Source organism: Enterobacter nematophilus (assembly GCF_026344075.1).
GTDB classification, from domain to species: domain Bacteria; phylum Pseudomonadota; class Gammaproteobacteria; order Enterobacterales; family Enterobacteriaceae; genus Enterobacter; species Enterobacter nematophilus.
In genome coordinates this window covers 1-26,565 of sequence record NZ_JAPKNE010000007.1, presented here as the reverse complement: position 1 = coordinate 26,565, position 26,565 = coordinate 1, and the positions used below count along the sequence as shown (strand labels likewise).

At 55.2% G+C, this 26,565-nt stretch carries 21 protein-coding genes; 14 read left to right on the top strand and 7 right to left on the bottom strand.

What is annotated here, in order from left to right; all coding sequences use genetic code 11:
- Positions 1–253: 253 nt before the first annotated feature.
- A complete protein-coding gene (locus OSH03_RS16985) occupies positions 254–1,492 on the top strand; it encodes an Nramp family divalent metal transporter (RefSeq protein ID WP_266179647.1) in 1,239 nt (412 codons plus the stop codon).
- Between the two features lie 32 nt (positions 1,493–1,524).
- Here the strand turns inward: OSH03_RS16985 and OSH03_RS16980 are convergent, their stop codons facing one another.
- Together OSH03_RS16980 and mgrA are read right to left on the bottom strand one after the other, a co-directional pair.
- Entirely contained in the window at positions 1,525–1,875 is a 351-nt protein-coding gene (locus OSH03_RS16980) for a DUF2502 domain-containing protein (RefSeq protein WP_061097468.1), read from the bottom strand.
- A 127-nt stretch (positions 1,876–2,002) separates the two neighbouring features.
- Positions 2,003–3,001, bottom strand: coding sequence for an L-glyceraldehyde 3-phosphate reductase (mgrA, locus tag OSH03_RS16975; RefSeq protein ID WP_266179646.1), 999 nt, complete (start codon positions 2,999–3,001; stop codon positions 2,003–2,005).
- A 185-nt stretch (positions 3,002–3,186) separates the two neighbouring features.
- Here mgrA and ipdC point away from each other — a divergent pair, with 185 nt between their 5' ends.
- Complete coding sequence (gene ipdC / locus OSH03_RS16970) at positions 3,187–4,845, top strand: indolepyruvate decarboxylase (RefSeq protein ID WP_266179645.1); 1,659 nt, start codon at positions 3,187–3,189, stop codon at positions 4,843–4,845.
- Here ipdC and OSH03_RS16965 read toward each other — a convergent pair whose 3' ends face one another.
- Positions 4,846–6,081, bottom strand: a complete 1,236-nt coding sequence (locus tag OSH03_RS16965; RefSeq protein ID WP_266179644.1) for an ion channel protein — start codon at positions 6,079–6,081, stop codon at positions 4,846–4,848.
- Between the two features lie 205 nt (positions 6,082–6,286).
- On the opposite strand from OSH03_RS16965, the gene glk reads away from it, so the two are divergent.
- Positions 6,287–7,252, top strand: a complete 966-nt coding sequence (glk, locus tag OSH03_RS16960; protein ID WP_266179643.1) for a glucokinase — start codon at positions 6,287–6,289, stop codon at positions 7,250–7,252.
- Positions 7,253–7,290: 38 nt separating this feature from the next.
- Here glk and OSH03_RS16955 read toward each other — a convergent pair whose 3' ends face one another.
- Together OSH03_RS16955 and OSH03_RS16950 are read right to left on the bottom strand one after the other, a co-directional pair.
- On the bottom strand, positions 7,291–8,022 hold the full coding sequence (locus tag OSH03_RS16955; protein WP_266179642.1) for a LytR/AlgR family response regulator transcription factor: 732 nt from the start codon (positions 8,020–8,022) through the stop codon (positions 7,291–7,293).
- Position 8,023: 1 nt separating this feature from the next.
- Positions 8,024–9,730: a LytS/YhcK type 5TM receptor domain-containing protein gene (locus tag OSH03_RS16950; protein WP_266179641.1), complete on the bottom strand. Its 1,707-nt coding sequence runs from the start codon at positions 9,728–9,730 to the stop codon at positions 8,024–8,026.
- A 386-nt stretch (positions 9,731–10,116) separates the two neighbouring features.
- Between OSH03_RS16950 and alaC the strand changes: the two genes are divergently transcribed.
- Positions 10,117–11,355, top strand: a complete 1,239-nt coding sequence (gene alaC / locus OSH03_RS16945; RefSeq protein WP_266179640.1) for an alanine transaminase — start codon at positions 10,117–10,119, stop codon at positions 11,353–11,355.
- Between the two features lie 54 nt (positions 11,356–11,409).
- On the opposite strand, the gene ypdK is transcribed toward alaC, so the two are convergent.
- Positions 11,410–11,481, bottom strand: a complete 72-nt coding sequence (gene ypdK / locus OSH03_RS22115) for a membrane protein YpdK (RefSeq protein WP_099458937.1) — start codon at positions 11,479–11,481, stop codon at positions 11,410–11,412.
- 356 nt (positions 11,482–11,837) lie between these two features.
- Positions 11,838–12,794 carry a kdo(2)-lipid IV(A) palmitoleoyltransferase gene (gene lpxP / locus OSH03_RS16935; protein WP_266179639.1) on the bottom strand — a complete coding sequence of 319 codons (957 nt, stop codon included), beginning with the start codon at positions 12,792–12,794 and terminating at the stop codon, positions 11,838–11,840.
- Positions 12,795–13,544: 750 nt separating this feature from the next.
- Between lpxP and tssB the strand changes: the two genes are divergently transcribed.
- From tssB to OSH03_RS16885, 10 genes are all read left to right on the top strand, one after another.
- Positions 13,545–14,042 (top strand): type VI secretion system contractile sheath small subunit, encoded by a 498-nt coding sequence (gene tssB / locus OSH03_RS16930; protein WP_061097476.1) that lies wholly within the window; start codon positions 13,545–13,547, stop codon positions 14,040–14,042.
- A 32-nt stretch (positions 14,043–14,074) separates the two neighbouring features.
- Positions 14,075–15,619: a type VI secretion system contractile sheath large subunit gene (gene tssC / locus OSH03_RS16925; RefSeq protein WP_061097477.1), complete on the top strand. Its 1,545-nt coding sequence runs from the start codon at positions 14,075–14,077 to the stop codon at positions 15,617–15,619.
- 17 nt (positions 15,620–15,636) lie between these two features.
- Positions 15,637–16,977, top strand: coding sequence for a type VI secretion system baseplate subunit TssK (gene tssK / locus OSH03_RS16920; protein ID WP_266179638.1), 1,341 nt, complete (start codon positions 15,637–15,639; stop codon positions 16,975–16,977).
- Positions 16,974–17,663 carry a type VI secretion system protein TssL, short form gene (tssL, locus tag OSH03_RS16915; RefSeq protein WP_266179637.1) on the top strand — a complete coding sequence of 230 codons (690 nt, stop codon included), beginning with the start codon at positions 16,974–16,976 and terminating at the stop codon, positions 17,661–17,663. The genes tssK and tssL overlap by 4 nt, the downstream gene beginning before the upstream one ends.
- On the top strand, positions 17,660–19,372 hold the full coding sequence (locus OSH03_RS16910; protein WP_266179636.1) for an OmpA family protein: 1,713 nt from the start codon (positions 17,660–17,662) through the stop codon (positions 19,370–19,372). Before tssL ends, OSH03_RS16910 begins: the two co-directional genes overlap by 4 nt.
- A 4-nt stretch (positions 19,373–19,376) precedes the next feature.
- A complete protein-coding gene (gene hcp / locus OSH03_RS16905; protein WP_024558534.1) occupies positions 19,377–19,868 on the top strand; it encodes a type VI secretion system effector Hcp in 492 nt (163 codons plus the stop codon).
- A 170-nt stretch (positions 19,869–20,038) separates the two neighbouring features.
- Positions 20,039–22,693, top strand: coding sequence for a type VI secretion system ATPase TssH (gene tssH, locus OSH03_RS16900; RefSeq protein WP_266179721.1), 2,655 nt, complete (start codon positions 20,039–20,041; stop codon positions 22,691–22,693).
- Positions 22,690–25,068, top strand: a complete 2,379-nt coding sequence (locus OSH03_RS16895) for a type VI secretion system Vgr family protein (RefSeq protein ID WP_266179635.1) — start codon at positions 22,690–22,692, stop codon at positions 25,066–25,068. The genes tssH and OSH03_RS16895 overlap by 4 nt, the downstream gene beginning before the upstream one ends.
- Positions 25,069–25,854 carry a toxin Tle1 chaperone Tla1 gene (locus OSH03_RS16890; protein ID WP_151412980.1) on the top strand — a complete coding sequence of 262 codons (786 nt, stop codon included), beginning with the start codon at positions 25,069–25,071 and terminating at the stop codon, positions 25,852–25,854.
- 56 nt (positions 25,855–25,910) lie between these two features.
- A complete protein-coding gene (locus tag OSH03_RS16885) occupies positions 25,911–26,444 on the top strand; it encodes a Tli1a family immunity protein (protein ID WP_266179634.1) in 534 nt (177 codons plus the stop codon).
- Positions 26,445–26,565 lie beyond the last annotated feature (121 nt).

Here is a 26,565-nt window from a genome sequence, read left to right as displayed (position 1 = left end):
CCTGTGACGAGTCTCAAAATTAGTGATCCACAATACATTTTTGTTATGTTAGGTAAATGAGTGAAAAGTTAAGTTTGTGTGCTACGCTTCACTAATGACCGTGCATTTTCACATTCTGTGATGTCGCACCACCTGCCCATCTATCGTTCTTAGCTATCAGAGAAATCATTTCAAACCACTCAAATGATCTTGATAATCATTCTCATTTTGATAGCATTAAACATAGCAAAGGCTATATTTCCAGAGGCAGAGAATGACAAACAGTCGCGTAGAGGGTAGCAGTGGCAGAGCAGCGCGCAAGTTGCGGTTCGCATTAATGGGACCTGCGTTCATTGCTGCCATCGGCTATATCGATCCGGGTAATTTTGCGACCAATATTCAGGCCGGGGCCAGCTTCGGCTATAAGCTGCTGTGGGTGGTCGTCTGGGCTAACCTGATGGCGATGCTGATTCAGATGCTCTCTGCAAAGCTGGGGATTGCCACGGGGAAAAACCTGGCGGAGCAAATCCGCGACCACTATCCGCGTCCGGCGGTCTGGCTCTACTGGGTTCAGGCAGAAATCATCGCCATGGCAACCGACCTCGCTGAGTTTATCGGCGCGGCGATAGGCTTTAAGCTGATTCTGGGCGTATCGCTGTTACAGGGGGCGGTACTGACCGGGATTGCCACGTTCCTGATCCTGATGCTGCAGCGTCGGGGGCAAAAACCGCTGGAGAAGGTCATTGGTGGTCTGCTGCTGTTTGTCGCTGCGGCGTACATCGTTGAGCTGATTTTCTCACAGCCGAACCTGGCACAGCTCGGGAAAGGCATGGTGATCCCAAGCCTGCCAACCTCGGAAGCGGTGTTCCTGGCCGCCGGGGTACTTGGGGCGACCATCATGCCGCATGTCATCTATTTGCACTCCTCGCTGACCCAGCATCTGCACGGCGGGACGCGCAAAGAGCGGTATTCTGCAACCAAATGGGACGTGGCTATCGCCATGACCATCGCGGGTTTTGTGAATCTGGCGATGATGGCCACCGCCGCTGCCGCTTTCCACTTTAACGGTCATACGGGTATTGCCGATCTCGATCAGGCGTATCTCACGCTGGAGCCGTTGTTGAGCCATGCTGCTGCCACGATATTTGGTCTGAGCCTGGTCGCTGCCGGCCTCTCTTCCACGGTCGTGGGGACGCTGGCAGGGCAGGTGGTTATGCAGGGTTTTGTGCGTTTCCATATTCCGCTGTGGGTGCGTCGTTTTGTCACCATGCTGCCGTCATTTGTTGTGATTCTGATGGGGCTCGATCCCACGCGAATTCTGGTGATGAGCCAGGTGCTGCTGAGCTTTGGTATTGCGCTGGCGCTGGTGCCACTGCTGATTTTCACCAGCAACAAAACTCTGATGGGCGAACTGGTTAATACGACGCTGGTAAAACGAACCGGTTGGGCGATTGTGGTGGTGGTCGTAGCGCTAAACCTATGGCTGTTGATTGGTACAGCGCTGGGGCTATAAAAGAAAAAGGAGCCGGGAGGCTCCTTTTTGCATTAATGGCGACCGTGGCCGTGACCACCGCGTCCTTTTCCGCCGTGACCCCAGCCGCCGCGGCGGTCGTCACGATCGTTCCAGCCTTCGCGGTAGCCGCGTTCATAGGCGTTATTTTTATACCAGCCGCGATGCAGGCCGTTATCATGCCTGCGCCAGCGGTCACCACGCCATTCATAATGACGGTTCCAGTAGTCACGGTCGCGCCAGTAGCCACCGTCCCAGTATCTGCCGTAGTCGTCACGATCGCCAATTTGTAATTTTACTGATGGCAACAGGGTGATTTCGCCCGCAGTGGCGACTAGTGGGGCTGAAGCCAGTAATACCGCTGCAAGAATCAGTGACCTGAACATACTCTTTCTCCTTCACGATCGGGGCCTTCGTGGGGCCTGTTAACGCAATATTACGAGTTGGTAAAGCCTCGTTTCATCGCCTCAACTCCGAATTGCTGAATGAGAGCACTTTTTGCTAAAAATGGTTTTATTTTGAGCTATTCAGGATTTCGTTAATACGCGCCAGCTCCTCAGTGGAAAAATGGCGGTTTTTCAGCATGCCCACAGCGTCATCAATCTGAGCCGCTTTACTTGCCCCAATCAGCACCGAGGTCACCTCCTCATGGCGTAACACCCAGGCCAGCGCCATCTGCGAGAGTTTCTGGCCGCGGCTTTCCGCCAGGGCGTTTAGCTTGCGTACCTTCTCCAGCTTCTCTTCGGTGATCTGATTCGGATTAAGGAATTGACTGCCGCTTGCCGCACGGGAATCGGCGGGAATACCGTTAAGATACCGGTTGGTCAACTGTCCGCCTGCAAGGGGCGAGAAGGGAATACAGCCGACCCCTTTTTCCTGCAGAACATCCAGCAAACCCTCTTCCGGCGCACGTTCGAACATCGAGTATTTCGGCTGGTGGATCAGGCAGGGTGTGCCCAGATCGTTAAGGATATCAATCGCTTTTCGCGCCAGCTCGGCAGGATAGTTGGATAACCCGACATACAGGGCTTTGCCCTGGCGCACCAGATGGTCAAGCGCTTTCATGGTTTCCTGCAGCGGCGTTTGCGGGTCAGGACGGTGATGATAAAAGATATCGACATACTCCAGCCCCATGCGCTTCAGGCTTTGATCGAGGCTTGCCAGCAGATATTTGCGCGATCCCCAGTCGCCGTAAGGGCCGTCCCACATGGTATATCCCGCTTTCGTGGAGACAATCAGCTCGTCGCGCCAGGGGAGGAAATCCTCCTGCAAAATACGGCCGAAATTACGCTCGGCGGACCCCGGCGGGGGACCATAGTTATTGGCAAGGTCGAAATGCGTAATACCCAGATCGAACGCGCGCTGTAAAAGTTGACGGCTGTTTTCGAGAAGCGTGGCGTCACCAAAATTATGCCACAGCCCGAGCGAGACGGCGGGCAACCTGAGCCCGCTTCGCCCGCAGCGGCGATACTCCATTGTCTGATAACGACTTTTGTCCGGCTGATAACCCATTTTTATGACCCCTCGCGCTGAAGAGAACAAACAGTGTATACGTTTACATTAACGTGAAAAAAAGCAGCATAGCGCAGCCTTTTTTGTAAAGCATTCTTTCCATAGCCTTCTTGTCGGCAATTCTGGACAGCCATCACGCTTATTTAATACTCAAGGTGAGGTCAACATTAGAAGGATACCTGTTTATGCGTACCCCGTACTGCGTCGCCGATTACCTGCTGGACCGTCTTACAGATTGTGGAGCCGATCATCTGTTTGGCGTGCCGGGCGACTATAACCTGCAGTTTCTCGACCACGTAATAGACAGCCCGGATATCTGCTGGGTGGGCTGTGCCAACGAATTAAACGCCTCTTATGCCGCTGACGGATATGCCCGCTGTAAGGGCTTCGCCGCGCTGCTGACGACGTTTGGCGTAGGAGAGTTAAGTGCCATGAACGGCATTGCGGGCAGCTATGCCGAGCACGTTCCGGTACTCCATATCGTTGGGGCGCCGGGTACGGCTTCTCAGCAAAGAGGGGAACTTCTGCACCATACGCTGGGCGATGGTGAGTTCCGTCATTTTTACCATATGAGCGAACCGATCACCGTTGCACAGGCGATCCTGACCGAACAAAACGCCTGTTATGAAATCGACCGGGTACTGACGACGATGCTCCGGGAACGTCGCCCCGGCTATTTGATGTTACCTGCCGATGTGGCAAAAAAAGCCGCCACGCCGCCTGTAAACGCTCTCACGCTTCGGCATGCCCATGCCGATAGCGCCTGCCTGAAAGCGTTCCGGGATGCCGCAGAGAATAAACTGGCTGTCAGCAAGCGTACCGCGCTGTTAGCGGATTTCCTTGTTCTGCGCCACGGGCTGAAGCAGGCGCTACAGAAGTGGGTGAAGGACGTGCCGATGGCGCACGCCACGATGCTGATGGGCAAAGGCATATTCGACGAACGTCACGCCGGTTTTTACGGCACCTACAGCGGTTCGGCAAGCGCCGGCCCGGTAAAAGAGGCGATAGAGGGAGCGGACACGCTGCTGTGCATCGGCACGCGATTTACCGATACCCTGACGGCTGGCTTCACCCATCAGTTAACGCCGTCGCAAACGATAGAGGTTCAGCCTCATGCTTCACGCGTCGGTGATATCTGGTTTACCGGCATCCCCATGCTTCAGGCAATTGAAACGCTGGTGGAGCTGTGCAAACAGCACGTGCACGAGAAACCAGCTCCGTTGTCCCATAGCGCGCTGGCCTTCCCTCAGCCTGAAGGATCGCTTACCCAGGATAATTTCTGGAAAACGCTGCAAACGTTTATTCGTCCGGGAGATATCATCCTTGCCGATCAAGGAACCTCGGCCTTTGGCGCGATTGACCTGCGTTTGCCTGCCGACGTGAATTTTATCGTCCAGCCGCTGTGGGGCTCGATCGGCTACACCCTTGCCGCGGCGTTCGGCGCACAAACGGCTTGCCCGAACCGGCGCGTGATTGTGCTGACGGGGGATGGCGCGGCGCAGCTGACTATTCAGGAGCTCGGGTCAATGTTGCGTGATAAACAACACCCCATCATTCTGGTGCTCAACAACGAAGGGTACACGGTTGAAAGGGCAATTCACGGGCCGGAGCAGCGTTACAACGACATTGCGCTATGGAACTGGACGCAAATCCCGCAGGCCCTGAGCCTCGATCCTCAGGCTCAGTGCTGGCGGGTCAGTGAAGCGGAGCAGCTGGCGGACGTGCTGGAAAAAGTGGCGCACCACGAGCGGCTCTCGCTAATTGAGGTTATGCTGCCAAAAGCGGACATCCCGCCGCTGCTGGGGGCGATTACCAAAGCGCTGGAAGCGCGCAATAGCGCCTGATTACTTGTCGTTTCGCCAGGCCATCATCATCGGTTTGCCCGCCAGCAGGAGCCAGGCGGGCAACATCACGATGCAAAGCAGCGGGAACAGCGTCGAATCCGGCACTACTACCGCCGCCATAAACAGGCTCAGCCACGCATCGCGCGTCACCACCAGTACCAGCCCCAGAATAGAGCAGGAAACGGTAATCGCCGCCGGAACCGCGTCGACGTGCTCGTGCAGCATCAGCCCCAGCGCCACGCCGACAAACACCGCCGGGAAGATGCGTCCACCGCGGAAACCGCACGCGGCTGCGACGACCAGCGCCGCCAGCTTGATGACGGCAAACAGCAGGTAATCGGAAACGCTAAACACCTGGCTGAAGGCCAGCTGCTGCATCTCGTCCAGACCTTTGAACAGCGTCACCGTTCCGCCAATCGAGCCTAAAATCCCGAGGATTAATCCCCCTGTACCCAGAATCAGCACCGGATGTTTGAGTTTATGCATCAGCCGGTGCAGGCGCGGAAGACACCATACCGCCACCATCCCCAGCGCGATGGCTATCGCGACGACGATGGCGCCGCTGAAAATATCCGCTATCTGCATCTCTCCGTAGTGGGGCAGAGAGAGGGAGAAATGGGGATGGAAAAACAGGCTGGTCGTCAGCGCGCCGGCTGCCGCGGCCATCAATGGAGCAAAAAGTTTATCCCAGAGCGGGGCATCATCATTGCTGGTGAGCGTCTGTGAAAAAATCAGAGCGGCGGCAACAGGCGTGCCGAAAAGCGCCCCGATGGTGCCAGCGGAGGCGAGGATGGTCCAGTCCAGCGCGCCGACGCGCGGTAAAATGCGTGAACCAAGGTAAACCGCCAGGCCAATATTCACCGCCATAATCGGGTGCTCGGGGCCCAGACTGACGCCGCCCGCCAGGCCCACTATCAGCGCGACGATCAGCCCCGGCAGTGCTGAAGGGGAAACCGGGGCGCCAATCAGGGGTTCCAGCGCCGGGTCCGGTCCGGCATGACCGGGACTAAAACGGATCGCCAGGCCCACCGCAATACCGGTTAACGTCAGCATCGGGATGATCCACGCAGACGAATCCGCGGTGACCCCCAGTTTTGCAGGAAGCGCCGTCCATAAGAGAGTTTGCAGCACCGACGCGACTTTCATCACGACGATAAGGACCAGGCTTGAGGCCACGCCGATGATCAGCGCCGGAATGGCCAGCAACAGCATGGTTCTGGCTCGCGGGTGGAGCATGATGATTTCCTTGTACAAAACGCGATGACGTTACTTTGCACATTAAGCCTTATGGCAATAGTGCAAAAGGTGCTGAAACGGTAAAGTTATTCTGTGACGAAGATCGATAATCCACGGGCATTCACCTTCCGGTCGTTGTTGTTATCACGCCTTGAATTTACAGTGTCCCAAAGATTTATTCTGACTTTAGCGGAGCAGTAGAAGAATGACAAAGTATGCTTTGGTAGGCGATGTGGGCGGCACGAACGCGCGTCTCGCATTATGCGATGTAAGTAGCGGTGAAATTTCCCGGGCGAAAACCTACTCAGGGCTGGATTACCCAAGCCTTGAGGCCGTTGTTCGCGTCTATCTGGAAGAGCATCAGGTGAGCGTCGAAGACGGCTGCATCGCCATTGCCTGCCCGATAACCGGCGACTGGGTCGCAATGACCAACCATACCTGGGCATTCTCCATCGCAGAGATGAAAAAGAATCTCGGTTTTGCGCATCTGGAAATCATCAATGATTTCACCGCGGTGTCCATGGCGATCCCGATGCTGAAGCCGGAGCACCTGATTCAGTTTGGCGGCGCTGAGCCGGTCGAGGGCAAGCCGATTGCGGTTTACGGCGCCGGTACCGGCCTGGGCGTGTCGCACCTGGTGCATGTTGCTCAGCGCTGGGTGAGCCTGCCGGGTGAAGGCGGCCACGTTGATTTTGCGCCAAACAGCGAAGAAGAGGGCATTATCCTCGAAGAGTTACGCGCGGAGATCGGCCACGTTTCCGCCGAGCGCGTCCTGTCAGGACCGGGGCTGGTGAACCTGTACCGCGCGATTGTGAAATCGGACGGTCGTCTGCCGGAAAACCTGCAGCCGAAAGACGTCACCGAACGCGCGCTGGCGGACAGCTGCATCGACTGCCGTCGCGCTCTGTCGCTGTTCTGCGTCATTATGGGGCGGTTCGGCGGCAACCTGGCGCTGACCCTGGGCACCTTTGGCGGGGTCTATATTGCGGGCGGGATCGTGCCGCGCTTCCTCGACTTCTTTAAAGCCTCCGGCTTCCGCGGCGGGTTTGAAGATAAAGGGCGTTTCAGAAGCTACGTACAGGACATTCCTGTTTATCTCATCGTGCATGATAACCCAGGCCTGGTGGGCTCGGGTGCCCATCTGCGTCAGGTTCTCGGTCAAATCCTCTGACGCATCATTACCCTCTCCCGCGGGAGAGGGCTCTTTCTCTACAGGTGCATCAGCTGGCGGAACTCTTTCACCTTGCTGCGGCTCACCGGCACCTGAAAATCCAAATCCTTCAGACGCAAGATGTAGGTGTTGTTAAACCACGGTTCGATCTCGCGGATCTTATTTAAATTGACGCAAAACGAACGGTGGCAGCGGAAAAAGTGGGCTGCCGGCAGCTTGCTGCAGAATTCGGTAATGTTCATCGCCATTACGTACGATTCACGCCGCGTATAGACAAACGTCATCTTTTCGTGCGCTTCGGCGTAGTAGATATCGTTGACCGGGGTCACGATGATGCGCTCATCTTTGACCAGATTAATGGTGTCGTTTTCGCGTATCGTCGGGCTGGCGGCAGCCGGGGCGCTCTGCTGCTGCCATGCGGCCTCAAGCTTTTGCAGCATGCTGACAATCCGCGACTCCTGGTAAGGCTTAAGAATATAGTCAAACGCCTCCAGCTCGAAGGCCTCTACGGCGTGCTCTTTCCATGCGGTAACGAAAACGATAAACGGCTTATGGGCAAACTGATTGATGTTTTGCGCCAGCAGCACGCCATCAAGCGAGGGAATATTGATATCGAGAAAAATGGCGTCGACCCGGTTATGCTGCAAAAACTTCAGCACGTCCAGACCATCATCAAACGTACCCACAATCTCCATCTGGCTGTGATTTTTGATAAGCCAGGTGAGCTCCTGTTGAGCCAGTATTTCATCTTCAACGATGATAACTTTCATATTACTCACCCTGAGGTAATAAAGATGTCGCCGCATGAACAGGGGAGCGTTCATTCGGGACGTAAAAAGCGATTTCAGTGCCTGGTTCAAGACGGTGAATATGCAGCCCGTCGCCGTAAAGCAGCTTGACCCGGTGATGCACGTTCAGCAGCCCAATTTTATTCCCGGGCATCTCGTTAGACTCCACGCGTTCGATGACTTTTGGATCAATCCCGTGGCCGGTATCGCGCACGGCAATTCGCACCCGGTTGCCGCTTTCGGTGATGCTGATGGTGACCACCCCTTTGCCTTTACAGGGCTGAATACCGTGAACAATCGCGTTTTCGACCAGCGGCTGGATCAGCAGGCTCGGGATCACGCAGTTGACCTCTTCATCAATATCGTAAATCACCGTGAGCTTGTCGCCAAAGCGCGCCTGCTCAATAGCGATGTAGTCTTTGATCTGATACAGCTCTTTTTTGATGTCGATCTGCTCGTCATCTTTAAGTTCGATGTTGTAGCGCAGATAGCGCGACAGGTTAAAAATCAGCTGGCGCGCGGTGTCCGGATTCAAACGAATGGAAGAGGAGATAGCGTTCAGCGCGTTAAACAGAAAATGGGGATTAATTTTGCTCTGTAGCGCGCGCAGCTCTGCCTTATTTGCCATCTCGCGCAGCTGTTCTGCCCGGGAGACTTCAAGCTGGGTAGAGATAATCTGCGACAGGCCGATGGCCATCTCCTGCAGCGTGGAGGTGATTTGATGCGCGTGGCAGTAATAAATTTTCAGCGTGCCCGTCACAACGCCTTTCTCCCATAGCGGGATCACCAGCATCGAGTGAATCTCCGGCGTTCGGTGAGCTTCATCATTGTTTTTAATAATGATTTTGCCGTAGTTGATCGCCTGTCTGGTGGTCGGACTAATGGTGTCATCACTGTCGCGATAGTTGTGTTCCCCAACGCCAACGTAGGCCAGCACGTGGTCGATATTGGTGATGGCGACGGCGTCAGCGTGAATGTCGTGGCGGATAATCTCGCAGACCTGGCGCAGCGACTCCGCGTTAACGTGGCGAAAGAGCGGCAGCGTTTTGTTGGCAATATCCAGCGCCAGCTTGGCCTGACGGGCGGCGCTGGCCTCTTTTTCCCCTTCAACGCTCTGCACCAGCAGCACGATAAAACCGATGCAGACGCTGCCCAGGATCATGGGAATACCGATTTTCGAGACGATATCCAGCCCCAGCGCGGTGGTGGGGGCCCAGACGACGACCAGGATCATGGTCAGCGTTTCGCACACCATGCCCGCAGCAATCCCGGCGCGCCAGCGCTGTTTTTTGGGGATCTTGCGGCTGATCCAGCCGGAAAGCACCCCGGCGATAATGCTGGTGATAAAGCACGGCACCGCCGTTACGCCACCGATATCAATCAGGTAGCGATGGGTCCCGGCAATCACGCCGGTGATGACACCCACCCACGGGCCAAACAAAATTCCGCCGGACATGACGGCGATAATGCGCACGTTAACCAGCGAACCCTCGACCGGTACCCCGGACCAGGTGCTGAACAGGGCGAACAGGGAAAAGATGGCGGTAACGGCCAGCAGCTCTTTGGGCGAATGAGCAGATTTATGCAAAAGCTCGCGAAACAGGCGAATGCGAATGAGGAAGAACAGGCAAATCAGCATTAATGCCGCACGGTCAAAAACCGCCAGCAGCATAGTGAATATCTCGTGCACGGAGCAGACCTGGGAAAACGGGAAAGGACCATGATAAAAAACCTGGGGCGTATTGACCAGCTATCCGTCGGGTTTATCAAATGAGGAAAAACCATAATTTACAAAGGGGATTGCCAGGCGAGGATTGATGCGACCCATTTTTTTCTCAGCGCCATATCGGCAGGTAACTGTTTTGATATCAGCGTGTTAAATAACGGCTAACGGAAAGCCGATATCAGAACCCTTCTTCCACTTTCAGGCGCTCTCGTGTTCCGGTTTTCGCGCGGGGGCTTTTTTTTCATTTCCCTCTCGACAGCGTGAATTTTTTCAGGTTATTTTCTAAGCACGCCACATCGGTGGCAGCGTCGCTCGGACGGTCCGGGCGCTAACGTTAATCTGAGGAATCTATGGCTGAATTCAGTCCTGAACGCCGTTTTACGCGTATCGATCGTCTCCCCCCTTATGTTTTCAATATCACTGCTGAACTGAAGATGGCTGCGCGTCGGCGCGGCGAAGATATTATCGATTTCAGCATGGGTAACCCTGACGGCCCCACGCCACCGCATATCGTTGAAAAGCTCTGCACGGTTGCCCAGCGTCCGGATACGCACGGCTACTCAACCTCGCGCGGTATTCCCAGGTTACGTCGCGCGATCTCGCGCTGGTATCAGGATCGTTATCAGGTTGATATCGATCCGGAAAGTGAAGCCATTGTCACCATCGGCTCGAAAGAGGGGCTGGCACACCTGATGCTGGCCACGCTGGATCATGGTGATACGGTGCTGGTACCCAATCCAAGTTACCCAATCCACATCTACGGCGCGGTGATTGCCGGGGCGCAGGTGCGCTCTGTGCCGCTGGTGGAAGGTGTCGATTTCTTTAACGAACTGGAACGTGCCATTCGCGAAAGCTACCCGAAACCTAAGATGATGATCCTCGGTTTCCCGTCGAACCCAACGGCGCAGTGCGTGGAGCTTGATTTCTTCGAGAAGGTTGTCGCTCTGGCCAAACGTTATGACGTGCTGGTGGTTCATGATTTAGCCTACGCCGATATTGTCTATGACGGCTGGAAAGCCCCGTCGATAATGCAGGTTCCGGGCGCGCGTGACGTAGCGGTGGAGTTCTTCACCCTGTCGAAAAGCTACAACATGGCGGGCTGGCGTATTGGCTTTATGGTGGGTAACAAAACGCTGGTAAGTGCACTGGCGCGTATCAAGAGTTACCACGATTACGGTACCTTCACGCCGCTGCAGGTTGCCGCTATTGCCGCTCTGGAAGGCGATCAGCAGTGCGTTCACGACATTGCTGCCCAGTATAAACGTCGCCGCGACGTGCTGGTAAAAGGGTTACATGAGGCTGGCTGGATGGTGGAGATGCCGAAAGCGTCCATGTACGTATGGGCGAAAATTCCGGAACCGTACGCAGCGATGGGGTCGCTGGAGTTTGCTAAAAAGCTGCTGCAGGACGCGAAGGTATGTGTGTCCCCTGGCATTGGCTTTGGTGATTATGGCGACACCCACGTGCGCTTTGCTTTAATCGAAAACAGCGACCGTATTCGTCAGGCGGTAAGGGGCATCAAGGGTATGTTCCGGGCTGATGGTCTGCTCTCAACAAAGAGCGTTGCTGAACACCCCGCGTCGTCATGACATAAAAAAACAGGAGCCCCGATGGCTCCTGTTTTTTTGACTGCATGTTCTTCACTAGATCATGAGGGCAAAGGTTCCGGCCCAGACTAAAACGATCACCGAAATGCCCATAAAGAAATATTTCACGTTTCATCGCTCCGCGTATCTTGTGGTACGCACTTAAAAACAGAGTCCAACTGATTATAGAGAGCTGAAATCCGGCCAAACCAGAAATGAGAATTTTCCCGTTACGCCGCCGACTCCAGCTCAGAATTCTGTGCTTTCCTGTAGCCAGACGGCGCTAATGTACGCCTAAAAATGAGGGGTGGCAAGAGGGATTTTTCAAATAATTTCCGTCACTTACGAGTGTCGGGGAACGGCGACAGTTTGATTTCACAGCGTAATAAATTCGCTTTGAGCGACGCTATAAAAATTGCTTTCCAACTGGATGACAGGTAATTGAAAAGATTAGTTTCTTAGCGAAACTAACCTTCATGAAGGGCTTAGATATAGAGTGAGGCTTCACCAAGGGGGCGCGTTTTGAAACGGCGATGCATCCACAGATACTGCTCAGGCGCGCGCATGATTTCTGTTTCGATGACCTTATTAATAAACGCTGCCGCTTCACACTCGTTTTCCGGATAGTTAGCCATTTCAGGAGAGATGTGCAGACGATAGCCTGACTTATCCGCTTTTCTCACCATTGTCACGGTCAGCATGGATGCACCTGACAAACGCGAAATGACAAAAGTCCCGTTGGTCGTCGCTACGTTTTTCACGGCAAAGAAGGGGGCAAAGCTGCTGCCTTTGCGTCCGTAATCCTGATCGGGAGCGAACCAGACGGCTTCACCTTTCTTCAGAGCCCCGACCATTCCACGCAGGTTATTACGGCTGATCATCGCCTTATTGGAACGCATGCGGCCTCGCGTTTGTACCCACTCCATCAGCGCACTGTTGTGAGGTCTGTAGGTCGCCATCATCGGCTGACAAAGGCCCATCACCCGTCCACCCAGCTCCAGCGACATAAAGTGCACGCCAACAACCATCACGCCGCGTTTTTGCAGCTGTGCACGTTTAAGGTTATCCAGCCCTTCTACATCAAACCACTTGCGGACGCGTTCATCCGGCCAGAACCAGGCCATGCCGGTTTCGAGCAGCGCCATTCCGATGGATTTAAAGTTTTCAGAGATCAGTTTTTCACGTTCTTTAGCATTGTACTGAGGAAAGCAAAGCTCAATGTTTTTGCGCGCGATAGATTCACGACGCTTCAGGAAATAGCGGGATGCGCTGCCCAGTTTCGACCCCAGCATACGCAGCACAGGGTAGGGGAGTTGAACCAGCAGCCAAAGAACGCCAAGACCAAACCATGTAAACCAGTAACGCGGGTGTAAAAATGCGCGTTTGAAATTGGATTGAGACAAAATAGAGAAACCTATGTAGAGCCGGTGAAAGTAACGCATAGTGCGATACCACGTGCCTATTAGACCGTAGTACAAGGTCATGGTTGCAGGCTTTACCGATCTTTACGGCGTTACCTGGCCATAGCTGACATTGGGTGGGCGGCATAATGTAACACCGTTATACGATATGTGCTATTACTCGTTTTTGATTAAAAAAGCGGCAATCAGGGAGGTGCTTGATTTTACAGTTTTTATATTACGTGCTGTCAGATTATCTCTCGGCATGCGTGGCGATAGAAACATTTCCATAAGAGGGGCGGATCGAACAAAAGCGCCACGGAAAATTTGTGGCAGGTCACTTAGCTGAGAAAATTATTTAATGCGACAGGTAAATGAATAGGAATATTCCCTGCGATATTTCTTATGTGTTATTCATGTAATCAATAAAATCGTGTGTTTTCATTATTTCTTAACGTCTTTATTTTATCTTGGCACAATAAGGCCTGGCTGCGCATTTATTGTTTTGGATATCATTGTTATGATGCAAATCAAGACAGGATGTTTTTGTGAGTGTTTATCTGCCTGAGATCGTTTATTCGATACAAATCTTCGTTTTATATGCCATAAGTAGCGTCTTTTTCTGGGTTAGTCAGGCATTTCGCAATAATGTTTTAGTGGAAAATTCTTAAGAAATATCCTATTGCGGATAAATGATCTGCGTATTTGATTTTGTGTCGATCATTATTCTATTATTGCGCATCAAGAACGATACCGTGAAGTTTGCATAGCAAAACAAAGAGGGATGATTAGATGGCTGACAGTTTTCAGAATGAGGTGCCGAAGGCACGTATTAACCTGAAGCTTGACCTGCATACTGGCGGAGCAAGCAAGAAAATGGAATTACCATTAAAACTGCTTGTTACGGGTGATTTCAGCAATGGGCAGGAATCTGCGCCAATATCTGAGCGTGAAAAGGTTAACATTAACAAAAATAATTTTGATAGTGTTCTTTCCGAATATTCCCCAAAAGTTAATCTGACCGTTAAAAATACGCTGTCTGACGATGGTGGTGAAGACAATATTCAGCTGACTTTCCAGAGCATGAAGGATTTCACGCCAGAGCAGGTTGCTGCCCAGATACCGCAGTTGAAGGCGATGCTGGCGATGCGCAACTTGCTCCGCGATCTGAAGGCCAACCTGTTGGATAACCAGACTTTCCGAAAAGAGCTGGAAAAAATCGTTCTTGACCAGTCTCTTAGCGCTGAGTTGCGAAATGAATTATCAGCACTGGCATCAAAAAAACCTTAACCATCAGGCTGTTTTAACGGATTAATCAAGGAATGCTCATGTCTGTACAAAATAATATTGCTGGCGGTGAAAGCGTGGTGCTGGAACGTCCTGCTGCAGGTGGGGTTTACGCTTCCCTGTTTGAGAAAATCAATCTGAGCCCTGTCTCTGAGCTGAGCGCGCTGGATATCTGGCAAGATGCCCAGGCGATGTCAGATGCGACCGCTGATGAGCGTCTGACGGCAGGGATGCAGGTGTTTCTGGAGTGTCTGACCAAAGCAGGCTCGAAAGTCGAAAAACTGGATAAAAGCCTGATTGATCACCATATCGCTGAACTCGATTACCAGATCAGCCGCCAGCTGGACGCTGTAATGCACCATGATGAGTTTCAGGCGGTTGAGAGCCTGTGGCGCGGTGTGAAGTCGCTGGTGGATAAAACCGATTTTCGCCAGAACGTGAAAATCGAGCTTCTGAGCATGTCTAAAGAAGACCTGCGCCAGGACTTTGAAGACTGTCCGGAGGTGATCCAGAGTGGTCTGTATAAACACACCTACATCGACGAATATGATACCCCGGGCGGCGAGCCGATTGCGGCGCTGATTTCCGCTTACGAATTCGACGCTTCAGCGCAGGATGTCGCTCTGCTGCGCAATATCTCTAAAGTATCCGCTGCGGCACATATGCCGTTTATCGGCTCGGCAGGTCCGAAATTCTTCCTCAAGGAGTCCATGGAAGACGTCGCTGCAATTAAAGATATTGGTAACTACTTTGATCGCGCAGAGTACATCAAGTGGAAGTCCTTCCGCGATACAGACGACGCGCGCTATATCGGCCTGGTGATGCCTCGCGTGCTGGGTCGTTTGCCGTATGGCCCGGATACCGTTCCGGTTCGCAGCTTCAATTATGTCGAAGAAGTCAAAGGTCCGGATCACGACAAATACCTGTGGACCAACGCATCGTTTGCCTTTGCTTCCAACATGGTGCGTAGCTTTATCAATAATGGCTGGTGTGTACAGATCCGTGGGCCACAGGCCGGTGGTGCGGTTCAGGACCTGCCAATCCATCTGTACGATCTCGGTACTGGCAATCAGGTAAAAATCCCGAGCGAAGTGATGATTCCTGAAACCCGTGAATTCGAATTCGCGAATCTGGGCTTCATTCCTTTGTCCTACTACAAAAACCGCGACTACGCCTGTTTCTTCTCGGCTAACTCCACTCAGAAACCGGCGCTGTATGACACCGCAGATGCAACGGCGAACAGCCGCATCAACGCCCGTCTTCCTTACATCTTCCTGCTGTCGCGTATCGCCCACTACCTGAAGCTGATTCAGCGTGAAAACATTGGTACCACTAAGGATCGCCGACTGCTGGAGCTGGAGCTGAATACCTGGGTCCGCAGTCTGGTAACCGAAATGACCGATCCGGGCGATGAACTGCAGGCGTCTCATCCACTGCGTGATGCGAAAGTGGTGGTGGAAGATATTGAGGATAACCCGGGCTTCTTCCGCGTGAAATTGTACGCGATCCCGCACTTCCAGGTAGAAGGCATGGACGTGAACCTGTCGCTGGTCTCCCAGATGCCGAAAGCGAAATCGTAAAAACAGGCAGGAAGCCGATGAAAACGGAACAACCGTTATGGGGCAGGGGCATAATGGTCTCTCCCCAGCACTTTCAGCAGCAGGTCGCGTATGCGGCCTGGTCTGCCGAATGTATTGCCCGGCTGGGGCTCACCTCGCCCTGGGGAGTCATTGACGCCACTTTCGAACCGGAATCTCTCAGGCTCGGACGTCTGCAGGCCCGTCATCTGCATGTCCGTTTTCAGGACGGTACGCTGATTGATACGGACAATGCTGATTCTATGCCGCCGGTGCTGTCGCTTGAAAGTGAATCGCAGGCGGTGACGGTCGTGCTGGCTCTTCCGCTGCTGCGGGCAAACGGCGGCAACTGCCTGAAACCCGATGAAGTGGCCGAGCGCCCGGTGCGATATCGCCAGCGCTGGCGGGATGTGCGCAATACCTTCGGGGAAGACACCCGTCAGATTGCGGTAATGCAGCCGGAACTGACCCTACGTTTTGCCCACCAGAACAACAGCGATTATCTGACCTGCCCGCTCGCCCGACTGCAGCAAGACTCGCAGGGTATATGGCAACTCGATGAGACGTTTCTCCCTCCGCTGTTGGCCCTTCAGGGCAGCCGCTGGCTGGTTACCCAACTGGAACAACTGATGACCCAGCTGCGGGCTCGTCTCTGTCGTTTGATGGCAATGCGTCGTGAAAGCAATGAGCGTATGGCGGACTTCGCCGTGGCAGATGTATCGCTGTTCTGGCTGCTCAACGCTCTGAACAGTGCAGAGCCCGTGCTTGGCCAGTTCCAGCGTAACCTGCAAAGCCCGCCGGAACGTCTCTATCCGGAACTTTCTCGCCTGGCGGGGAGCCTGCTGACCTTCTCTCTGGAACATCAGGTGAGCGCCATTCCAGTCTGGAATCATGAGCAACTCAACGCGGTATTTCCGCCGCTGTTTGATTTGCTTGGCGATTTGCTTGAGGCCAGCCTGCCGTCCCGCGTGGTGTCATTGCCACTTGATTACGATCCGCGACTGCACTTCTGGCAGGCTCGGCTGCATGACCCGCGACTGCGCGAAGGGGCTGATTACTATCTTTCTGTGCGTTCACCGATCCCGGTGGCGCAACTGCAGGAACAGTTTCCGCGCCAGTGTAAGGTGGGCAGTCCTGACCATGTGCGTGGGATCGTCAACTCTTCCCGCGTGGGCGTGCCGTTGACGCCACTGCGCCACGTGCCAGCCGCTATTCCACTGCGCCTGGAAAATCAGTATTTCAGTCTCGATCTCTCCCATCCTCTTGCAGCGGACATGCTCCAGAGCGGGACATGTATGTTCTACGTCCCGGGCATGCTCGGCGAGCCAGAACTTGAACTCTTTGCGGTACTGAGAACATGAGTGAGCGTAAACGCGGCACTGCCGTGTCTGTTGATATTGATGCTTTGCTACAGGATACCTGGCTTCAGGTCATCAGCCTCCGCCATGGCCCGCAGTTTCAGGAAGGTGAAGGCCGGCTCCTGTGGGAACGCTGTATCGCTGATGTGGAGCGCGTTCAGCGTGAACTGAAAGCGAGCGAGCTGGATGAGGCCAGCTGTGAGCATATCCTCACTGCACAATGCGCATTGCTTGACGAGGCGGTTAAAGGCCGTGGTGTGGAGGATGACGCCTGTGTTCAGTGGTATGACATACCGCTGCAGGGGCATTTTCTCGGCACGATGGATGCCGGCGACACCCTGTGTGACAGGATGCGCGATGTTCTGCACGAACCTGCACCGGATAATGCCGTTCTGACCTGCTTCCAGCGGGTAATGATGCTCGGGTTCCTGGGAAGCTTTCGCGCGCTGAACGACCCGGAACGCCAGAAGCTGGTTAGTGCACTCAGTGAACATGTTACGCCATTCAGCTATCCGCAGACCCATCCTGTACTGGCAGAAAGCCTTGCCGGGCGGGGAATGGGCGGATGGCTGGGCTCATGGCCCGTGCGTATTGGGCTGAGCGTGGTTGTTCTCGCCGCGCTCTGGTGGGGGCTGGATCGCTGGCTCGATCGGATGCTGCTGTCCCTGTTGCCGGGAGTCATAAAATGAGTCCTGCACAACAGCGTGGACTTGCGCTGTGGGCTGCCCTGCTGAGTGCCGTGGTCTGTCTGGGTTTTCTGCCGGTATCCCGGCTGGTTTCGGTGCTCGTTCTACTGGCAATGCTCGGGCTTGTCATCGCGTTCTGGTATATCGCCAGACCTCGTGCTGAACACGACGCCGCCCTGTGTCTGGACGATCTTCCGGAAGCTTCTTACCGTCAACCCGTGGTGCTGGTTTGTGGCGATCTGCCGCTGACCTGGCCGCAACAGTCACCGGTACTGACCGTTACGCAGGGATGCTGGATCCGCGTTGAGGACTATCAGGATCTGGAGCAGGTTGCTCGTCAAATACTATGGCAGCGCCCGGACTGGGGGCGTCAGCTGTCGGTGATGGTTAGTGTCTGCCCGCAAAAACACGCCGACAGCGAAGCTTTGACAAGCCATCTGCTGGCTCTGCGCTGGCAGATCAGCCAGCTGCGTAAAGAAACGGGACATTCTGTGCCATTGATTTTGAATGGTCAGATCGGCAGTGCGATGACGGATGACATGCTCTGGCAGGCAGCAATTCCGGGTGAAGAGAGGCGCGTCTGGCGTGAATCGAACGCGCCTTGTTCTATCGCCGCGTGGGTCAACCACGGTGGTGCGCCTGTGATACAGCAGCAGGTGCTGATGAACAACCTGATGAACTGGTTCCATCAGCATGTCCAAGCGGTATTTATCGATGAGAACCCTGATGTTCCGACTATCGCACCTGCAGCGGTGCTGTGGGGAATGGGGCCGATTCTTGCCGGGAGCCTCGCCTCATCGGCATGGACGGCGTGGTTGTCTCGTCATACTGCCATGCAGCAGGTGGTCGGCTGGCAGCCGGTAGGTACGGACAGTACGGTGATCTCGCCCTTGCCGGATTTCGTCCTGCCGCTGCTGCCGGAGGGCTGCGGGCTCACTCCGCGGGCCCGCACCTGGCGCTGTGCCCTGTGGATTTTTACCCTGGCGGCCATCGCTGCGCTGCTCAGCAGTGGCTGGAACAATCGGCAGCTGCTGCATCGCGTGAGCTTCGATATCGTCCGTTACGACGGCATCTCTATGGATGATTTCGGTCCGAAAGCCAGCGCCGTTGCGGTTCTTCGCGAGGATGCGGCGCTGCTGGATGATTATGCACGTAACGGCGTACCGACCCGGCTGGGGCTGGGGCTTTATCAGGGGGAGCGTTTACGGATGCCGGTACTGGAAGCGATCCGCTCGTATGTGCCGCCACCTCCGCCACCCAAACCGCAGCCGAAGCCCAAGCCGGTACCGAAAATTGTGCGCCTCGACAGCATGTCATTGTTCGATTCCGGCAAGTTCGTACTGAAAGCAGGCTCCACCAAAATGCTGGTGAATTCACTGGTTGGCATTAAAGCGAAGCCGGGGTGGCTGATTGTCGTGTCCGGGCATACCGATAACACCGGCAATCCGCAACTAAACCAGACGCTATCTCTGAAACGTGCTGAAGCGGTACGCAACTGGATGCGCGACACCGGCGACGTGCCGGAAAGCTGTTTTGCGGTGCAGGGCTATGGCGAAAGTCGTCCTGTCGCAACCAATGACACCCTGGAAGGGCGTGCGCTCAACCGTCGTGTCGAAATCAGTCTGGTACCGCAGGCTAACGCCTGTCAGATACCCGGCAAACACCCGGTGCCATCGCAGGATGATGGCGCATCACAATTAAATGGAGAGTAATTCCATGGCAATTCCTGTTTATCTTTGGCTGAAAGACGACGGCGGCGCGGACATTAAAGGGTCTGTAGACGTTCAGGATCGCGAAGGCAGCATCGAAGTGGTCGCTCAGGAACACAATCTGTACATCCCGACCGATAACAATACCGGCAAGCTGACCGGCACGCGTATCCACACGCCGTTCCTGTTCACGAAGGAAATCGACTCCTCAAGCCCGTACCTTTACAAGGCCGTGACCACCGGTCAGACCCTGAAGTCTGCTGAATTCAAGTGGTACAAAATTAACGACGCGGGTCAGGAAGTGGAGTATTTCAACACCAAACTGGAAAACGTGAAGGTGGTGAAAGTGAATCCTGAAATGTACGACATCAAGGATCCTTCTAAAGAGAAGCACAACCACCTTGAGCGCATTGAACTGCGTTACGAAAAAATCACCTGGACCTACAAAGACGGCAACATCATTCATTCCGATTCCTGGAACGAACGCGCCACCGCGTAAGTCGCAAGCGGGCAGGTTTCCCCTGTCCGCTTTTCTTTTTTGCTGAACGTCCGCAGCGGCGGGCGCTGAGCAAAGAAAACATCCTATCCCGGAAATAGACCTTATGGGCCTTGGTAACGGCCAGGGGCGGTAGCGTGCCTGAAAGGTCCTCAACAGTGAGTAAAATCAACATGGAAAACCCGGCAATCCTCCTTCGACGTCTTAATCCATACTGCGCTCGAGCGCTGGAAGGCGCTGCTTCGCTCTGCCAGACGCGCGCCCATGCAGAAATTCTGCCGGAGCACTGGCTGCTGAAGCTGCTGGAGCAGGGCGAAGGTGACCTGACGGTGCTGGCGCGTCGCTACGAATGGGATATGGATAGCATTTGGCAGGATTTGCTCGGCTGGCTCGATAAACAGCCTCGCTCTGTTCGCCACCGGCCTCAGCTGTCTGACCAAATTGAGGCTCTGATGCAGCAGGCCTGGCTACTTGCTTCACTCAACGAAGAGGAGCAGATTCGCAGCGTCCATCTGCTGATGGCCCTGGTGGAAAAACCGAAACTGGCACGCTGTGACGGCCTTTGGCCGTTGTTAACGCTTGGTCAGAACCAACTGGAGCGCCTGCGACCGTTGCTGGATGCGCAATCGGATGAGCGTCTGGAAATACAGCATGAAGCTGAACTGACGCAGAGCCTCGGTGGCGAGGTGGAGTTTGTTGGGCGTCCGGCCGGAGTGGAAATGAAAGAGGGGGAACTGAGCCCTGCGCTACAGAACGCGCTGGACAAATTCACCCTTGATGTCACCGCAAAGGCAAAGGAAGGGAAGATCGATCCGGTCTTCGGTCGCGATACGGAAATCCGTCAGATGGTCGACATCCTCTCCCGTCGCCGTAAAAACAATCCGATCCTGGTCGGTGAGCCGGGCGTGGGAAAAACCGCACTGGTTGAAGGCCTGGCGTTGCGTATAGCCGAGGGTAATGTGCCGGAATCTCTCAAAACGGTCAGTTTGCGCACCCTTGACCTGGGCCTGCTGCAGGCCGGTGCGGGCGTGAAAGGTGAGTTTGAACAGCGCCTGAAAAACGTCATTGATGCGGTGCAGCAATCGCCTGTACCTGTCCTGCTCTTTATTGATGAGGCACACACCATCATCGGCGCGGGCAACCAGGCGGGTGGTGCAGATGCCGCCAACCTGCTGAAACCAGCGCTGGCCCGTGGTGAACTGCGCACTATCGCGGCCACTACCTGGTCTGAATACAAACAATATTTCGAGCGCGACGCCGCCCTGGAGCGCCGTTTCCAGATGGTAAAAGTGGATGAGCCTGACGATGACACCGCCTGCCTGATGCTACGCGGTCTGAAATCCCGCTACGCTGAACACCACAATGTACACATTACCGATGATGCGGTTCGTGCGGCAGTTACCCTTTCGCGTCGTTATCTGACCGGACGCCAGCTTCCTGATAAAGCGGTCGATCTGCTGGACACCGCCGCCGCCCGCGTCCGTATGAGTCTCGACACCGTACCGGAACAGCTGATCCGTCTTCGCGCGAGTATCTCTGCGCTCGACATGGAGAAGCAGGCGCTACTCGAAGATATCGCCATAGGCAATCAGTGCCATGCCGGGCGTCTGAGCGAGATTGAGCAGGAAGAGGTGCGCCTGATTGTGGCACTTGACGAACTGGAAACCCAGTACGGTCAGGAATTGAAGCTGACCGGTCAGTTGCTGGAAAGCCGTCGGGATATCTCGCGCCAAAGCGAAACTCAGCAGCTGCATCGGGAGCTTAACGAGATGCAGCACAGCAACCCGCTGCTCTCCCTGGATGTGGATGTACGCACCGTTGCTAACGTAATTGCCGACTGGACAGGCGTACCGTTGTCATCGCTGATGAAAGACGAGCAGACCGAACTGCTGACCCTCGAAAATGAAATCGGTAAGCGTGTGGTTGGGCAGGACGTGGCGCTCGAAGCCATTGCTCAGCGTCTGCGTGCGGCAAAAACCGGCCTCACCTCCGAGAACGGCCCGCAGGGCGTATTCCTGCTGGTGGGGCCGAGCGGTGTGGGTAAAACCGAAACCGCATTGGCTTTAGCCGATGCAATGTACGGCGGCGAGAAGTCACTCATAACGATTAACCTCTCTGAATACCAGGAGCCGCACACGGTTTCCCAACTGAAAGGCTCGCCGCCGGGCTACGTGGGCTACGGCCAGGGCGGTATCCTCACCGAAGCGGTGCGTAAACGCCCGTACAGCGTGGTGCTGCTTGATGAGGTGGAAAAAGCGCACCGTGACGTCATGAACCTGTTTTATCAGGTATTTGATCGGGGCTTTATGCGCGACGGCGAAGGGCGCGAAATCGATTTCCGCAATACCGTCATCCTGATGACCTCCAACCTCGGTAGCGACCACCTGATGCAGCTGCTGGACGAAAACCCGGAAGCCACCGAAGCAGACCTGCACGAACTGCTGCGTCCGATCCTTCGCGATCATTTTCAGCCCGCGTTGCTCGCCCGCTTCCAGACGGTGATTTTCCGTCCGCTGGCTGAAATTGCCATGCGGACCATCGTGGAAATGAAACTGGCACAGGTCAGCAAGCGCTTGCATCGTCACTACGGCTTGGCCACGCAGATTGATGAGAGCCTGTATGACGTCCTGACCTCCGCCTGTCTGCTTCCGGACACCGGCGCGCGCAACGTCGATAGCCTGCTGAATCAACAGATTCTGCCGGTGCTGAGCCAGCAGCTGCTGACCTGCATGGCCGCAAAACAGAAGCCGCGTTCGTTACGCCTGAGCTGGGACGATGAAGAAGGGATCGGCCTGGAGTTTGACTGGACTGAGGGGGGCAACGCATGAGCACTAACCCCACGATCAGATACAGCCACAACCATCACCTGCTCATGGTGAAGGGCTGTGACGCAGAGCCCGACGTGCTGGCCTTTTCAGGCGATGAAGCCCTGAGCAGACCGTTCAGCTACCGTGTTGAGTTCACCAGCCGCGACCACGGCATCAGCAAAGAGATGATGCTGATGAAGCCCGGCTCGCTGACGCTCCAGGCCCCGGTTGACCAGGGTTACGGCATCAAAATCCGGCAGCCGCTGCGGGTGATTCAGGGGGTGGTGACCGGTTTTGAACGCCTTGGCACCTCAAAAGATGAAACGCATTACGCCCTGACGCTCCGGCCGCGTCTGGCACTGCTTGACCGTTCGCACCAGAACGCGATTTACCAGGACATGTCGGTCCCGCAGATTGTGGAAAAAATCCTGCGCGAGCGGCACGGCATGCGCGGCCAGGACTTTCTGTTCTCGCTCACAAAAGCGTATCCGCGCCGTGAGCAGGTGATGCAGTACGGCGAGAATGACCTGCACTTCATCACCCGCCTGCTGGGCGAGGTCGGCATCTGGTTCCGCTTCACCACCGACACGCGCCTGAACATCGACGTGGTGGAGTTTTACGACAGCCAGCAGGGGTACGAGAAAGGCCTGACCCTTCCGTCTGTGCCGCCGTCCGGGCAGCACTCGCAGGGCGTGGACTCGGTGTGGGGGATGGAGAGCCATCATAACGTGGTGCAGAAGCAGGTCAGCACCCGTGACTACAACTACCGCCAGGCCACAGAGGATATGAATACGCTGGTTGACGTCACCCGGGGGGACGCGACCACGTACGGTGAGGCGTACCACTATGCCGACAATTATCTGACGCCGGGCAGCACGTATGAGCGTAATCCGGCGCCCGAGTCCGGGGCGTTTTATGCCCGCATCCGGCACGAGCGCTACCTGAACGGCCAGACGCGGACCCGGGCCACCACCAGCAGCCCGGCGCTCTCTCCGGGGATGCGGCTGAACGTTACCGGCGGGTATGAAGTGGCGGACGTGTTTGCGCATGGCGTGGTCATCACGGCGATGCAGACCCACGCGAGGCGGGATGAAGACTTCAGCCTTCGTTTTGACGGCATTCCGGACAGTCCGGATTTCAGCTTCCGCCCCGAGCCGGGGACTCGCCCGGTGATGGCCGGGACGCTGCCGGCCCGCGTCACCAGTACCACCGAAAATGACACCTACGGCCATATCGATAAGGACGGCCGCTACCGCGTTAACATGCTGTTTGACCGTGACGGCTGGGAGACGGGGTTCGAAAGCCTGTGGGTGCGGCAGTCACGCCCGTATGCCGGGGACACCTACGGTCTGCACCTGCCGCTGCTGGCGGGCACCGAAGTGGCTATTGGCTTCGAGGACGGCAACCCGGACCGGCCGTACATTGCCGGCGTGCTGCACGACTCGGCTCACGGCGACCACGTCACCATCCAGAATTATAAACGCAACGTCCTGCGCACCCCGGCGAACAACAAAATCCGCCTTGATGACGAGCGCGGAAAAGAGCATATCAAGGTCAGCACGGAGTACGGCGGCAAGAGCCAGCTGAATCTGGGGCACCTGGTCGACAGCGAGAAACAGCAGCGCGGCGAGGGGTTTGAGCTCAGAACGGACAGCTGGGGCGCCATCCGGGCGCAGAAAGGAATTTTTATCAGCGCTGACGGCCAGGCAAAGGCACAGGGCGACGTTCTGGCGATGGAGCAGGCGATTAGCCTGTTGAAAGGTGCGGTAAATCTGGTAGCAGAATGGGGAGAGGTTGCAAGGACCCACCAAAACTTCGCACCGGATACACAACCCCTTCAGGCGCTTGTTTCAGGAGCGAGCCTACTCAAAGAACCGACTTTGTTAATGTCTGCGCCGAAAGGTATTGCCGCCGTCACACCGCAAACAGCATTGCTGCACAGCGGAAAGGGTATGTATCTGCAAAGCCTTGGGGAGGTTAATATCAGCGCGGCGCAGCGTTACTCCGTCAATGCCAGTCAGGCTATCTCTATTCTGGCCCACCAGGAAGGTATGCGTCTGGTCTCTGCCAAAGGCCCGCTGGCGGTGGAATCCCACTCGGATACGCTGTCTATCACGTCGATGAAGGATGTCACGGTGCAGTCCACTCAGGGGCACCTGCAGCTGACGGCAAAGAATGGTATCACGCTTGCCTGCGGCGGTGCTTACATCAAGCTCACGCCACAGGGCGAAATCAACGTGCATGGTCCTGGCCTGTTAAGCCTTAAAGGGCAACATAAATTACAGGGCCCGGCGAGTGAGGATTATCCGCTGCCAGAATTGCCTTCGTCAGTGTGCAAAGAGTGTCTGAAAAAGGCGCAGCGGCTGGCACAGGGCTTTGTGCCAAGGGAGGCATAAGTGAACACGACCCATATCACTGACTGGGTGAATCTGCTTCAGCAAACCTGCGCTGATATAAGCATGACCCACCTTGATTTTATTCTCGACCAGTGCGGTATTGATTTTTCAGTCATCCCTGTACTGCGGGATTTTTCACCGCCTCTGGTATGGCAGTCTCTCTATAAGGGTTTGCCGGAAGATGCCCTGCCTGAAGAGTCGCCGCTGTTGATCAGGATCTCTTTAAACGATCCTCAGCAGAAGCAGTGGTTTATTGAACTGGCTCAGAAAGTACAAAAGACAGCCCCGCTGTTGGTGCTCTGTTCTCCCTGGTCTTTTACTACTCTGGCTGAATGGTTAACTGCCTGCACCGATGCGACACATGAGGGACGTGCAGGGCTGTTCAGATACTTTGATGCTCGTATTTTCCCTTATCTGTTTTCTCATATTCTGGAACCGGATCAGCAGGCCCAGCTGCAGCGTCCGGCTCTGTTCTGGAGCTGGCTGGATCTCGACGAAAAGCCGGGGTTGCTGATGGGGCAGGGAGCACAGCCCGCAATCAACGAGAAGTGTCAGAATATCGCTTTGCGTGATAGTCAGTTTGAAGCCCTGATGTGCATCTGCGACGTCAAGCTGATGCTTCGCCATCGGGATGTTCCTGATACTGGATTTGCCTCGCAGGATGAACGGTTTACTGCCTGCTTCAACGGTATGCTCTCAGCCACTGCCAAAGGGATGATATTGGATAAAGAGCGCGAGGATTGGGTTATTGGGACCCTGACCGGACGACCTTCGGCAGAAGTCTGAAAGTGGGATCATGAGGCTGTTGCCTTCCGGGGGAGCAGCTATACAAGGAATGCAAAATGAAAATACGACATTACCTCGTGGTTCTGGTTGCCCTGTTGCTGACGGGATGCAGTCAGCCGTCGGCGAAAGCTAAAACCCGGAGCGGCGGTGGTGGAACCATTGTTGCCATTAATCACACCAAATGGGCAATCAACCATTTCAGCGTCGACGGTCAGTCGGGGATTGATGCTATTGGTCCCTGGCAGGGCGGCGGCGGCTGCTGCTGCTATGGCGTGCCGGCGAAATGGCGGCCCGGAATGACGGTTAAGGTTGACTGGGAAAGCGGAGAAGCCTCAATGAAAGGTTTTCCTGGGTTTGCGGATACAGCTAAGTATCGGGCCTGGGAAAAAAAAATGAGTGCTAATAATCGGCAGCACAGCGCGTTGGTACCGGTTCCGGACTATACAGGGCAGGAAACCTGCGGGATCACGGTTCATTTTCTGCTCTGTGATGAAGTCAAGGTGACCACCAGTTGCGCCAACTATGGCCACCCGGAACACCCGATCAAAGAGCCTCTTAAGATGCCGGAGCCCAAAGTATGTTCGAAATAATCACCGATCTGGCGTGGTTCCCGCCGGCGTTTCCGGCTCAGGGGCGTTTATCCACTCAGGCTGCGCTGGTAGGCACAAACTGTGCGCAGCAGGACAACCACGAGCTGGCCTACCGGCAGGC